The organism is Planctopirus hydrillae (assembly GCF_001707835.1).
Taxonomy (GTDB): domain Bacteria; phylum Planctomycetota; class Planctomycetia; order Planctomycetales; family Planctomycetaceae; genus Planctopirus; species Planctopirus hydrillae.
The window spans coordinates 126,943-140,824 of record NZ_LYDR01000127.1; the positions used below are offsets into that span (position 1 = coordinate 126,943).

Annotated in this window: 9 protein-coding genes; 5 read left to right on the plus strand and 4 right to left on the minus strand. The window is 53.1% G+C overall.

Features of this window, described 5'->3' with window-relative positions; translation table 11 throughout:
• Window positions 1–321 precede the first annotated feature (321 nt).
• Both A6X21_RS15600 and A6X21_RS15605 read left to right on the plus strand, forming a co-directional pair.
• Window positions 322–1,278, plus strand: a complete 957-nt coding sequence (locus A6X21_RS15600) for a hypothetical protein (RefSeq protein WP_131818371.1) — start codon at window positions 322–324, stop codon at window positions 1,276–1,278.
• A gap of 207 nt (window positions 1,279–1,485) precedes the next feature.
• On the plus strand, window positions 1,486–1,953 hold the full coding sequence (locus A6X21_RS15605) for a hypothetical protein (protein WP_131818372.1): 468 nt from the start codon (window positions 1,486–1,488) through the stop codon (window positions 1,951–1,953).
• A gap of 77 nt (window positions 1,954–2,030) precedes the next feature.
• Here A6X21_RS15605 and A6X21_RS15610 read toward each other — a convergent pair whose 3' ends face one another.
• The 4 genes from A6X21_RS15610 to A6X21_RS15625 all read right to left on the minus strand — a co-directional run bounded on the left by A6X21_RS15610 (window position 2,031) and on the right by A6X21_RS15625 (window position 8,951).
• Entirely contained in the window at window positions 2,031–3,551 is a 1,521-nt protein-coding gene (locus A6X21_RS15610) for a sulfatase (RefSeq protein WP_261340647.1), read from the minus strand.
• Between the two features lie 99 nt (window positions 3,552–3,650).
• Window positions 3,651–4,979 (minus strand): hypothetical protein, encoded by a 1,329-nt coding sequence (locus tag A6X21_RS15615; RefSeq protein WP_240490289.1) that lies wholly within the window; start codon window positions 4,977–4,979, stop codon window positions 3,651–3,653.
• A 74-nt stretch (window positions 4,980–5,053) separates the two neighbouring features.
• On the minus strand, window positions 5,054–6,412 hold the full coding sequence (locus A6X21_RS15620) for a DUF1552 domain-containing protein (RefSeq protein ID WP_068849477.1): 1,359 nt from the start codon (window positions 6,410–6,412) through the stop codon (window positions 5,054–5,056).
• Between the two features lie 82 nt (window positions 6,413–6,494).
• A complete protein-coding gene (locus A6X21_RS15625; RefSeq protein WP_068849588.1) occupies window positions 6,495–8,951 on the minus strand; it encodes a DUF1592 domain-containing protein in 2,457 nt (818 codons plus the stop codon).
• Window positions 8,952–9,392: 441 nt separating this feature from the next.
• Between A6X21_RS15625 and A6X21_RS15630 the strand changes: the two genes are divergently transcribed.
• The 3 genes from A6X21_RS15630 to A6X21_RS15640 all read left to right on the plus strand — a co-directional run bounded on the left by A6X21_RS15630 (window position 9,393) and on the right by A6X21_RS15640 (window position 13,871).
• Window positions 9,393–10,475, plus strand: coding sequence for an NADH:flavin oxidoreductase/NADH oxidase (locus A6X21_RS15630; protein WP_068849479.1), 1,083 nt, complete (start codon window positions 9,393–9,395; stop codon window positions 10,473–10,475).
• A gap of 92 nt (window positions 10,476–10,567) precedes the next feature.
• On the plus strand, window positions 10,568–11,599 hold the full coding sequence (locus A6X21_RS15635) for a zinc-dependent alcohol dehydrogenase family protein (RefSeq protein ID WP_083233648.1): 1,032 nt from the start codon (window positions 10,568–10,570) through the stop codon (window positions 11,597–11,599).
• 184 nt (window positions 11,600–11,783) lie between these two features.
• On the plus strand, window positions 11,784–13,871 hold the full coding sequence (locus A6X21_RS15640; protein WP_068849482.1) for a hypothetical protein: 2,088 nt from the start codon (window positions 11,784–11,786) through the stop codon (window positions 13,869–13,871).
• The last annotated feature ends 11 nt before the right edge of the window (window positions 13,872–13,882 follow it).

Here is a 13,882-nt window from a genome sequence, read left to right on the forward strand (position 1 = left end):
CTCCCAACCTTACGACGTATCGATTCCCAGAACATTCCTGTGTACAACCACCAAAGCCAAAATCTGGGTAATTTAGGAAAGACAGGTGCCAGCAGTGGACTTTCTTTGGGACAGCTCTCGGGAGAGAACATTTTGGCCTTGAGAGCCGTCTCACCTGACGACGAAGAGACGAGAGACGCCTGTCTGTGCTCACCGATTTTCCACTGACATTTTTTCTGCTGGCAAAATCGAGAGGACGACGCTCGGAGGGAGCCCTGGTCAATGCGTCGAATTGATCTTCCAGATTCACCATCGTCACCGGATGACCGACATGCTTGCTGCGTGTCGCTGTCTTGTCGTCCCGTGGGCCTGGGCTGGGTGTTCACCTGGATTTGCTGCTTCACTCTGGTTATGCCAGCCCCTCTTTTCGCCGAGCAAAAAGCCGCAAGTCCATCGAGTGCTGTTTCGGGTGCTGAGGCAGATAACAAGCCAGTGCCGCCCTTCGATCCCGTCGAAGAATCGTTCCTGGTCCCTCCCCAACCGGTGGGTGCAACTCCCGGAGAACTTCCACCAGCATTCGATCGTGACGATGCTTTCGAAGAATGGGCCAGCGAAGTGCTGCCAGTCAGCAATCAGTCGTCCCCCCAGTCGCCTCTTCCGCTGCCTCCTTCAGCTCAGGTCAACACACCTGCTGCCCAACAAATCCAGCCACCATTGCCTCCTGCTCCAGAGGCCGGAAAAACGACCGGAACAACAGCGACCGAAGATCCGAACTCTCCCGTTCCCTGGGCAGGCAATGATCGACCTGTTGTTTCTCTCAAGGCCTCCATCGCCCTTCCCGCAGGAGAGATCCCCCGCAATCGGGCTCGTGAAATGGCGTCCACACTCCCCACACAAGTCATGGTTACCGGGATCAGTCGGCCATGGTTATGGCAGGAAGTGGAATGGGAAGCGGCGGCCACGAGGCATTTGCCGCTCTACTTTGAAGAACCCATGCTCGAACGACTGGGCTACACTCATGGTTGGGGCCGCGAAACTTGTGACTACTGTGCCACCGATTGTGATCGGATGAAAGCGGAAGCCTTCCAGCCGTTTGTCTCTGCCGCAGCTTTCTTCGGTCGAGTTCCCATTCTCCCCTATCAGATGGGTGTCGATCTCCCCTGGGAACCGATTTACACTCTGGGTGAGCCACTTCCCGGCTCGCCAGCTCCTTACGAGAAGCGGATGATTCCGTGGAGTCTGCGCGGCGCACTCTTCCAGGCAGGTGCCACAACCGGTGCAGTCTTCATCGTCCCTTGATCGAACGAACCCGCCATTTCGGCTGGATCGAGCATACATCACCCTTCGGGTCGTCAGACGTTGAGCCGGATATGGAGTGATCAACAATCAATTGCTCAGCAGTCTCCGCGACTTTCCATGAGTGAGTCGATTCGACAGACGTTTTTCGCCGATAACTTCCATCAGCGGTCTTCTGTCTTTCTGCATTTTTGCCCAGGGAACCCAGCAATGAAAAGCTTTGTGCAATTCATTCTTATCGGCGTGGTACTACTCGCCATCGTGGGCTTTTCGAGGCAATGGTTCGCAGTTGTCACGACGAATCGACCCGAGGAAGGGAAGGTCGATCTGCACCTCGAAGTCAACAAACAGAAAATCCAGGAAGATACCCGGCAAGCTCGGACGGCTTTGCAAAGCGCAGCCGATCGCACCATCCGCCGCAATTCTGCCAATCAGCAACCACAGGATGATCAGCTCTCCCGTGGTTGGCCCGATGATCAGAGTGACGTGGAACTTCCTCGCGCTTCCGCGAAACCGGGCTCGACAGTGCGGGATGGTTTTCGGAATGGAAACGACCAATGGTCAGCCCCACAGAACAACGATTCCAATTCAGATGGTGATGCTCCACTCTTTGTACCACCGACACGCAGAACGGCCCAGCAGGAGAACGATCTGCTCGACGCCGCCAAGCCTCAATAAAGGGGCTACAAGTCGAGTCAGTTTGAGCTTACAAATTCACAATAGGTTCTCAGTCGTCAGGATTCGTTCGAGTGGAATCAATCTTCGGAGGAAGCAGCCGCTTTAGCTTTTCCCTTCTGTGATTTTTTCTGACTGGCTTTTCCCTTTCTCACGCCATTGTTGCTCTCGGAAGGTGACGCATTTTTCGCAGGCATGGGGGCTTGAATCTCCTCGCGCCACGCTTTGAGCCGGGACTGTAATTCGTGCACCTTGTCGGGATGTGTGGCTGCCAGATTCTTCTGTTCCCCCAGATCGCTGGCCAGGTTGTAAAGTTCCAGTTTTCCATCTTCCAGGAACTCCATCAGCTTCCAGTCACCACTTTGTATCAGACTCACAGGTGTGGTTCGCCACTGGTCTTGGCCAGAACCCAGATAACCAGGAAAGTGCTGGAAAATGGCCTCGCGATGGAGTTTTCCCGACGGGTCTTTGATCAACTTCACCAGACTCTCACCATCGAGGGGATGCCCGGGCTGTTCCGCCGAAGTGATCTCCAGGAACGTGGGATACAAATCGACATGAATTGTCGGCGTGCGGCATTCAGCCCCTGCGGGTGCTACGCCAGGCCAGCGCACAATCAGAGGAACACGAGTTCCACCTTCGTACAGACTCCCTTTACCACTTCGCAATGGTGCGTTATCCGTCACATCGTTGGCCTTGTGTAATCCTTCCCGTTCGTAGCCTCCCACCCCTCCATTATCACTTGCAAAGACCACCACGGTCTGATCGGCGAGCTTGAGTTCGTCCAGCTTATCGAGGATTCGCCCGACACTTTCATCGACGCTGGCAATCATCGCGGCATACACCGGGTTCTTATGGCCACCCACACCTGGTTTGTTCTCAAACTTCTCGATCCACGCCTTCTTCGCCTGAAATGGTGAATGCACACCAAAGTGCGGAACATACAGGAAAAATGGTGCTGATTGATGCCGCTCAATAAAGTCCACCGCACGATCTGTCAGGTAGTCGGCCAGATACTTTCCTTCGGTATCTTTCTGTGGTGGACTGGTTTTGAAATCGAAGTGCTGGCCAGAAGATTCGACCGCTTCCTGAAAGCCGCGTTGCGACGGATGGTAAGCGCCATTCAGCCCCAGGTGCCACTTCCCGAACATTCCGGTTTGGTAGCCGCTGCGCTGCACCTGGTGTGCAATGGTCGCCCGGTCGAGAGGCAACTTCTCCACATTCTCGACAGGCCGCAGAGGTCGGCTTTGCCAGTCGAACCGGTCAATACTTCCCACGGTGTAAACACCCGTTCGGGGCCCATATTGCCCGGTCATAATAGCGGCCCGAGTGGGTGCACAATTCTGACAGTGGTGGTGATTCAAAAAGCGGACGCCTTGCCTCGCCAGTTGGTCGATGCGGGGCGTTTCATAATATCGGCTGCCAAAGCAACCGAGGTCGGTATATCCCAGGTCATCCGCCATGATGAAAATCACATTGGGACGAGAGGGATTCTTCCCATCATTCGCTTGAACGGCATGCGCGTTAACAGCGATCAAGCCTAAACACAGGAACTGGATCCAACGCCATAAACAGTTCTCTTGCGACACAACATTTTCCACTGAAACAAACGATTCTTTTGTTAAAATAAATATCTAGAGAGCGTATCACACAAAGATCCAAAGCGCGAACAAAACCTGCAGCAACTTTTCTTTGATCGACTAATACTTTGGAAAGATCGCTGGTGTCGGGAAGCGATCTTCGTGATTGAGCGAACCATCTCCCAGATACTCTTCGCGCGGAATATCGACCAGTGGCCAGTTGCCGGGCCGAACACGCACAACGCGTCCCGGCCTGATGCCTTCAATAATCAGATCCGTTTCAAAACGAATCTGAATGCCACTACTGCCGACTGGCGGATGGGGCGATGTGTTAACTTCCAGAATGGTTCCACGCGAGGCCATGTGAGCCGGGCCATAAGAACCGCCCGCATGCTTGAGGGTATTCTCTGCGGCATTCATCATGGCGCTGGTTCCCTTCTGAAAATCGGCATACAACGCGGGGTCCATTCCTCCAAAGAGTGTGGCAGTCACTGTCGCCCGGCCGAATTTTCCATACTCCACGGCATCGACATAGGCCGGCATCCAGCGTGTGCGAATGAATGCTTTATGAACCTCCGCCTGATGACGGGCCGCGTGCTGAATTGAGGCTTCATCGAGCCAGATGTCCGAAATATGAAACCTGGTAAAGATCCCATCGGGCGTGGGTTTCCAGGTGATACCTAACTGCACGGCCATGCCTGCCAGCGATTTCTTGCCACTCGCAGGCCATACGCCTGCGGCAATCAGATCGGCCACTTCCAGACGTTCTTTGCCACGCCAGATCCGGGTCGCCCCGTCGAAGGTCAACTTCTCCTCTGGAATTTGAGTTTCGGAATTCTGCGCTGCTTCCTGGCTGGACTTCGGTTCGCAAGTCGCGACGATCATCCCTTCGTGATTCTGCATCTCAATTTCTTTGAGCTTCCAGATTTTGCCTTCGCGAAGGCAATGGCTCACTTCATCTTCGAGCAGCAGCACATGATTCTCAGCCGGAGCGATTCCCGCTCCACGATTATGATTTCCGTCAATCGCTTTATTATTCACAGGCAATACAGGAACTGCCGACGTTTTCGGGTCGGGAGGCAAAAACGCATAGACGTGCAGGACCGTTCCCAGCGGTATATTTCTCAAGTCCGCAGGGGCATTGTGATAGCGAATTTCTGCATAAGGCAGCATCGCCACCGGGTGAGGATCGTTGCGAAAAAACATGCCCGACGCCTGCACACGAATACTTCCCCGGCGGTTGGGATGATCGACAAACACCAGTTCTCCCCGGTATTTATAGGCCTTTTCCAACGGCGGGAACTTGCCGACTTCGGGTCGAAATGGTTCTTCTCCAATAAGGGACTCAGTAAAAACACAATTGAGACCCAGGCCAAAAATCATCAGCCAGAATGCCAGACTTTGACTGATAACTTTTGAGCTCAATCGATCGGATGGGGTATTTATCATCGAGAGATCTTTATTGGCAAATAGTCGTAATTAGCGTGAGTTCATTCTCGAAGTCACGACCTGGAGATCAGCAGCTAGAGAGCAATGACTTGATTGCTGTCGCCAAACTTATCTGTTTCGACCCCCATCCGCTGAGCCATCAGCAGCAACAGATTGCTCATATGAGCATTTGGATTCGCGGGACGGCTGCAGAGCGAATAGTGCTCGCCGGGTTTATCGAGTCGATACCCACTGAAATGTCCCTGATTAAAGTCGAGATGGCTGCCATGTTTGAGCCCCAGATCTGAACCACCCGCCAGCACCAGCGGTAAATTGGCATTTCCATGGCTATGTCCATACGACATTCCACTTCCAAAGAGGGCCATTGTCGTCCCCAGGAGTGGTTTGCCGTTGAGATCTTTCGTCTCTGCCAACCTTGTCAGGAAGTAACTGAATTGTTCGATCGCAAAGGTATCGTACTTGGTCAGTTTTTCCATGTAGCCCGCATCACCACCGTGATGACTGAGTTGATGCCGCGATTCGGTAATACCAATTTCAGGAATCGAAAAGGCATCCCCTTCACCTCCCAGGCTGAATGTTGCCACGCGGGTGACATCCGTCTGAAAAGCCAGCACCATCAGATCGTAGACAGTGCGGAAGTAATCACCGGCCATTGTGGCCGCGACATCGCGGTTGGTGCGTTTGCGATCTTCTTCAGAAAGTGCTGGTAAAGGTGTATCCAGCCAGGCATCTGCCCTCTTCGTGCGGATTTCGGCTTCGCGTACCGAGGTCAAATACTGGTCGAGACGGCCTTTATCAGCAGCTCCCATGGCCTGCTCCAACTGTCGCACCTCCATCAGATTGGCATCCAGGACACTCGCTTTGCGTCGTAAAGCTCTGCGCTGAGTGGCTGTTCCACCCTTGGGTTCGGCAAACAGAGAAGCGAAAATCTCGCTGCAGCGCCGCATGGAAGGCAAGCGGACTCCGTCAGCCGTCCATCCGAGTGACTCACCGGTTAAAGCCACTTCCATGGATGGATAACGCGTATGAGGTGCGGTGATCTCAGCGATCTTCTGATCCACTGAAATCGTATTGCGATCCGAAGGCCCCAGCTTGCCTCCCGTCAGCCAGACGGAAATACAATTGTGATGATGACTCAGAGCCCCGGGATGATGCAGACCACTGATCGGAGTGATCACCTCTCGATGTTTCTCAAGAGGTTTCAGCGAGCGTGAAAACTGATAATCCTTCCCAGGCGTCGTAATCTGATAGTTCAGTGAATGCACCCCATTGGCAAGATAAATAAATGCACTTCGCCTGGGTGTGGCTGTCGCTCCTTCGGCAGCTTTCAAGGGAACCATACACTCCAAAAACGGCAGCGAGATGCAGGTCCCGAGCGCACGAAGTGCATGCCGCCGGTCGATCAACCAGGATTGCGAAAGAAAGTTGCTCATCGAGAGATCACCTTTAGCGGATATTTTTCTATACTCAGAAACTGCAGCATTTATCTATAAATGCGATTCAACAAAGGGCGACCTACCGCTTTCGCATCATTCCAGAAAGAGCGACGGCTCGAATGATGTCTTTTACGCGGTAATCACTTTTCTTCGCTTCGATTTCAATCGCCTTTAAATCGTCCTGATCATCGACGGTCAAAACCCTGCGAAGGGCATATGTACAAAGATGCTCAATAAAGGCTTTGGCGACTTTATCTCGATCTTCCAGCAGCAACTTGCGGAACTCGACAGCATCGGCGAAAGATCGACCATCAGGGAGAACGCCAGAAGGATCAATCTGTGGATCTTCACCGACCCCCTTCTCAACTCTTTCACGGGTACGCCATTGTCCAATCGCGTCGTAGTTATCCCAGGCCAGACCCAGTGGATCGATCTTGGCGTGACAAGCTGCACAACTGGCATGGTTGCGATGCGCTTCGATCTTCTGACGCAATGTCGCTTTGGGACTCTCTGGAGGACTGGGCTCAATGGCACTCACATTGGCTGGTGGTGGAGGGGGTGTTCTGGCAAAAATCGCTTCACTTAACCACACACCTCGATGCACGGGACGATGGCGGGTTCCATCAGATGTCAAACTAAGAATTGCCCCCATCGTCAGCAGGCCGCCGCGATGATCTTCCGGTTGGAGTGTAACACGTTGAAAGCCTCCCTCTCTGGGCTCTGGCAATCCGTAAAAATCACAAAGCCTGGCATTCGCCATGGTCCAGTCTGATTGAATTAACTCGTCAATCGGGAGATTTTTGGAGAACATCTCACGGAAGTATTCCACTGGCTCGGCCCGCATACTTTCTTCCAGCCAGTCGTCATAGTTCTTATAGAGTTTTTTGTCGGGTGGAAACATTCCTAACTTATGTAATTGCAGCCATTGGCGAGTGAAGTCATCAACAAAACGGTTGGCTTTACTATCTGCCAGGAGACGATCGACCTCTTTGCCTAAAACCTCTCCCTGTAGCTGATCATTTCGAGCGGCTGTCAATAACTCCTCGTCGGGCATTGAGCTCCAGAGAAAATAGGAGAGTCGCGAAGCGAGCTCGGCATGAGTGAGCTGTTCTCTAGGCGTGGGAGATCCCTCGACAAGGTAAATAAAATGCCGTGATGTCAATATTCCTTGCAAAGCGACTCGATAGGCTTCAAATGTCTTTTCTCCAGCAGCCAGTTCTTCCAAGTATGATTGAAGATACTGTTCGAGTTCTTCCGGTTTGACTGGTCGCCGCCAGGCTTTTTCGGCAAAGCGCTGCAGATATTCGGCGACAACCTGCGGAGAGGCACCATCGGGTGGTATGAGATTGTTGCGACGCGATTTTTCGGCTTCGGTAACCAGCGGCCCTTCCCACTCGATCCAGTCGAGCAATACGGTCGAAAACAGACCATTTCCTTGACCATCGAACATCTGGGGAGCGTTGGGGTTTAACAGCCGGGTCTCGCTACTGTGGGTAAACATATAGGAGGGGCTGGCCAGTGCATTGCGGAATGCAGCACCGGCTCGGCGATCAATCACATCAGTCGCCACCACGCAAAAATCCAGACTGATGGGCATCTCCAGAAAGACTTCAAACTCGAAGACCTGCGGGCTGTCTTCAGAAGCCGTCAGATCGAATTCGATGAGGCCATCAACGGTTTCTTCCCCAGTGGCCTTGCCAATGCTCAAATGAGCGGGTTGCCCCCCTGGCGGCCTGATGCCACTGGCCTGCAGGCGTAAGCGATACAAACCACTGTGTTCTGGGCCTGTTTTTCCAAACCAGTTCGGCGAGAGTGCATTTTCGACACGTCCCGGGAAAAGCAGATATCGCAGCGGCCTTTGGATGCCCAGTCGATCCATCGCTGCCTGCTGCTCTTTCCCGCCGCGATATCGAAGATCGACAGCCGTTTTGCGAACTTTTCGTGCTTCGACTGTGGTCGCAGGAAATGCACGATCAAGAACCGTTCCTGCCGCCTTGTAATAGCGGTCGATATGCGAAGGTGAAAGAGTCAGTTCTGATCCGATCCTCTCGAAACCGTGCCATAACGTATCTTCGTTAAGTTCTTGCGGCTTCGCTGGATCATAGCGGACGCCCAAAAGATCGTAGACCGTGTTCTGGTACTCTTTGCGACTCAACCGGTAATGCGTGACAGCGGCCCGGGCAGCCATGCGTGAAGCTCGACCTTCTTTCAGTCGTCCATCAAGAGCGGTGATGAAGGCTGCAATCTCGGCCTGAGTCGGCTGAGGCTCCTCTTTGGGGGGCATTTCGCCGGTATTCACCTTATCCAGAGCTTCTGCCCAGTGGTGCGAATCCAGCCCTGCTTTAAAATCCCGAGAGAGCTGATCGATCCGTATATCTCCCTCTTCCTTCTGTGGGCCATGACATCGAATGCAGTGCTGTGCAATAAAACTTTCGATGGCATCGGCGGCTTGAATCGATCCCTGAGTTTCGAAACTCAACACAATCGTCATCACGAATGAAAGGAGAGCGGGATTGAAAGTGAATACCGACTTCATGAGCTGTCTCGAATTGGCAATGTCGTTTGCAATGGCAATCACCACTCCAGCGTATCGGAGATCATTTATGGATGCGAGATACATCCTGCCAATTCAGCACGATATTTCCGTCCAGATTCTCGGAAAAATCGAGCCCACGAGGAGAAACACCTACATCAACACGGTCTCTGGAAAGTCAAATCCCGTGTGATGTTTTGCCATGACTCTCGCAAGGCAAATAGAAGAACACACAATGGGCGGGGAGCATCGCCAGACAATCGAACAACAAGCTGAGTTCAGCCTGGCAGTACGGCTTGTAAGACTCGCTTTCCGACAGGGTACTACCAGCAAGCTCGAAATCAGAAACCCAATGATCAATGCATTTTGACTATGGTTTCTCAGCATGATTTCACATGATCATCAGAGAAATTACAGCGTCCCGGCAGGAGAGGTTCTTTTCTCATGAGTCAGTTATTCAGCCCTTATCAACTCAAGGATGTCAGTTTCCGCAATCGGATTGCGGTCTCGCCTATGTGTCAGTACTCATCTCATGATGGACATGCAGATGACTGGCATCTGGTGCATCTGGGTGCACGGGCGGTGGGTGGTGCCGGTCTGATTGTGGCTGAGGCGACGGCGGTTTCACCTGAGGGCCGAATTTCGCCGGGTGATGCCGGCTTATGGACAGATTCGCAAATTGAACCGCTGGCTCGTATCAATCGATTTATCAAAGCGCATGGTGCTGTTGCCGGCATACAGATTGCCCATGCAGGACGAAAAGCCAGTGCTGATCTTCCCTGGCAAGGTGGTGGACATCTTGCGAATGATCAAGGTGGGTGGGATGTGATCGCCCCATCCGCAGAAGCCTTCGGAGACAATCTGACAAAAGTTCCTCAGGCGCTGTCGATCGAGGAAATTCATCAGGTACAGAGACATTTCGTCGCTGCGGCCAAAAGAGCGATCGAGGCTGGTTATCAACTTCTCGAGCTTCATTTTGCCCATGGTTATCTGGCTCATGAATTCTGGTCACCACTCTCCAATCATCGGACGGATCAATATGGTGGTTCGTGGGAAAACCGGGCCCGCTTTCTCGTAGAAACACTTGATGCCGTTCGTGCCGTATGGCCTGAACATCTTCCTTTGATTGCGAGACTTTCTGTCACTGACTGGGTGGATGGTGGTGTGACTGTGGATGAATCGATCGAACTCGCCGCCGTATTGAAGAGGCGAGGACTCGACCTGCTTGATGTCAGTCATGGGTTTGTGACACCAGATATTTCTCATGTTCCGTGGGGGCCGGGCTTTCTGGTGCCGACTGCTGAAAAGATTCGTCGAGCTGCTGAGATTCCTGTGGCTGTGGGCTGGATGATTACCGAAGCTCATCAGGCGGAAGGGATCATTGCCAAGGGCCAGGCTGATTTCATCATGCTGGCAAGAGCTTCATTGGCAAATCCCCACTGGCCTTATGTGGCTGCCCGAGAACTGGGTGTCGAGCGCCCCATGAATGTGTTACCCATCCAGTATGCCAGCGCATTGAGAAGATAAATATAGAGAAAATAAATACTGAGAAGATAATTCTGACTGGAATGCCTTGAAACAGGTTTTGCTGCCCACTTTGATCAATTGAGCGATCGACCATGCATGACATCGATGTTTTTGAATATGCACCCACGGCAGACAAGTATCGCCTCGAGCGTAAGCGTCGACCGGTGGCAAGACTGGGTATACATCAGGTGCGAGTGGCTGTCAAAGCCGTCTCTTTGAACTATCGGGATCATATCGCATTGCACAACCTGGCTCGCCGGCAGGTGGGTGGCCGCATTCCCTGTTCGGATGGTGCAGGTGTTGTGGCAGAAGTGGGCGAAGGTGTCACACGCTGGAAAGTGGGCGACCGTGTGATGGGGAGTTTCTTTGCGACCTGGGAGGCAGGTCCTTTCCAGATGTCTTACCACCAGCATGATCTGGGTGGCACTGTGGATGGGATGCTCGGAAGCTTCGTGACGCTGGACGAAACGGCTCTCGTGGCCACTCCCGGGTACCTCTCGGATCTGGAAGCCTCAACGTTACCTTGTGCCGCATTAACGGCCTACCATGCGCTATTTGTGCGGGGTGGGCTCTCGGCTGGACAAACAGTCCTGTGCCTGGGGACGGGAGGGGTTTCTGTCTTTGCGTTGCAGTTCGCTGCGGCAGCGGGTGCACAAGTTCTGATCACTTCCAGCAGTGATGAGAAACTGGCACGTGCTGTGGAACTGGGAGCAACTCACACCATCAACTATCGCTCACATGCAGAATGGCAAAAAATGGTTCATGAGCTGACGGCTCACCGGGGCGTGAATCATGTTGTCGAAGTGGGTGGGCCGGGAACGTTTGATCGCTCGATGCAGTCTGTGACCGCTGGAGGACATATTGCGTTAATCGGAGTGCTCACGGGATTTGGGCCACCCACCGGCAGTCTCTTTCCACTCGTGGCCCGTAACATTCGATTGAATGGGATCTATGTCGGCAGCCAGGAAATGTTTAAAGAAATGAATCAATTCCTGGAGTCGCACCAACTGCATCCGGTGATTGACCGTGTGTTTTCTTACGATCAATCCCCCCAAGCCTTTGAGTGGCTGGCATCGGGCCATCATTTTGGCAAAGTCGTCATCGACCTTTCAGGAACTCACTGAAGCTGTGGCGGAGCGAAGCTGACGTTTTCGCAAGTTTTTTTGAAATTCTCTGGACAACATCGGCAGGAATGGCCGGTTTCACCTTTTCTCAACTTCTCATATTCCTTAAAACGGGAATGTCATTCCGCAGGATTCGGGCTGGATATGCAGTGGAAAATCTTCGTTTTCCATCCATGAATCCGGAATGTCAGATCGTCATGTCAAAAACATTCTTGAAGGTGTTGGACGATATCTCTTCCTCCAACCAGAGAATGGTGGCAACCAGGGAATGGTGGGAATCGTGTCATCGATTCGAGAGCAGGATGCACCTCGGAAAGGCCAGGATGCACGGCGACAGAGACTGAGTGCGCGTCAAGAAAGACTGTGCCGATCACTGGAGACGAACACAGCAATCGCTCCTTTCACCGATCGTTTGAACCATGCTTTCGGACCTCAGCCAGTCGCTAGCCGCCGCCAAAATCCGCTGATCCAGTGGCTGGTGACACTCACCAGACAACGACTGGCTTACTGGCTCCTGGCGACGGTCTTGATCGGGATCTCGCTGCGATTTCTTCGTTTTGCCATGGTTCGCCCTCTCTGGTGCGATGAAGCGTATCTGGCGACTTCAATCCTTTCCCGTGATTTCAAAACTCTCTTTTCGCCACTCGAATATGGCCAGATCGCTCCCAGTGGATTCCTGCTGGGGACATGGCTGAATGTGGCCACCTGGGGTGCGTCGGAAGTTTCATTGCGTGCTCCCGCAATCATCATGGGGGTGGCGGCACTGGCTTTTTTCCCGTGGGCGATCCGTCCATTAGCCAAACGGGAAGTCTGCTGGGTCGCGACCGTTCTTCTGGCTGTCAGCATTTTTCCCGTCCGCCTCGCCAGCGAGCTCAAGCCTTATTCCATCGATCTCTGTCTTTCAGTACTGCTTCTCGGTTGTGCCGCCCGGTCACTTGCTGATTCGTCGGCCAAGCGGACCTTGATTCATCGTCAGAACAAAGGCAACCATGCCTGGCTCTGGTTTGGTCTCTTTCTGCTCTTGTGTGTCGCTACACCATGGATCTCATTCCCGGGCGTTTTTGTCGCCGGTGGAATGATCGCAGGACGCTTCTTCTGGCAATTGTCGCCACCACTTCCAAGACTTCCGGCAGGCTTGCTCTTGCAGATTCCCGTCAATGATCGATCTACCATTACGCGTATTCTGCCTTATCAATTTGAATCCCGTGCTCTTCGCCTTCAAAGGGCTCTGATCGGCGGTTTTCTGGTTGGAATCCCCCTGGTACTCAGTACGCTTTTCATGTGGAACTGCTTCGGAAAGTCGGCTTATGAGCATGGCAACCAGGTCATGAACCTCAAGGTCTTCTGGCAGGATGCGATGCCCCGAAGTTTCTCTGCTCAAGAGATTCTGCGCTGGCTGGCTGAAGCTCACACAGGGAGCATGGTCGCGTATCCTGTGGGTGCAGAGCATGGTGGGAGTGCTGCAACCACGATCTTTCTGGTGCTCGGAATCGTGCTGCTGGCATTTCGCCAACGGCAGATTCTTCTTCTGCTTGTTTCGCCGTTTCTACTGACAGCACTGGCCGCTGCACTTCAGAAGTATCCGTATGGGGGATCAGCCCGGATTGCCCAGCACCTGGCCCCGATGATTTGCCTGCTGGTCGCCTGGGGTGTGATCGCTCTATTCCCGAGAAAGACAATTTCAGGGAGACGACTTTGCCGCCTGCTGGTGGCCGTGATCGGCCTGGGTTTTGTTGTCGGACAAGGGATTTATTTCATTCAGAAGCCGGCGAAAGATCCCAACGATACTTCGATGAGAGAAACTTTGGCCTCAATCTACATGCAGACTCCCCTCACGCAATCAATCCGTTGTGCCGCTGATGATCATCATGTGGCTTATGCAGAGCATCAACTCTGTTCTGAGCAAGGAGCCAAGTTCAGAGCCAACCGCCTGCTCGAAGAGGCCAAACGCAGGCAGCAGTTGCGTTCCGTCATTACCACCAGCGAAAAAGTGCTCTTCTTCAGCCATCAGCCGATCCATGAACTCTCTCCCGAGATTCAGCTTGAGTTAGCAAAAGCCTTTCCATCGACAGTCTATTCGCAATCCCGGACCTACCCTCTGGTGCATTCGAATCGAGATGGTCGGCATGCCGGTTATCTCTTCACTTTTGAAAGAGCACTTGCTGATCCGCATCCGCCTGCCGTCGATCCGCCATTGCCTGAAAGCCACCCGACGTCTGAGCGAGACAGCCTGGACTTTGTCAGCAACAGTCACTTCCCCCGTTTGCCCTAACGTACTCTGTG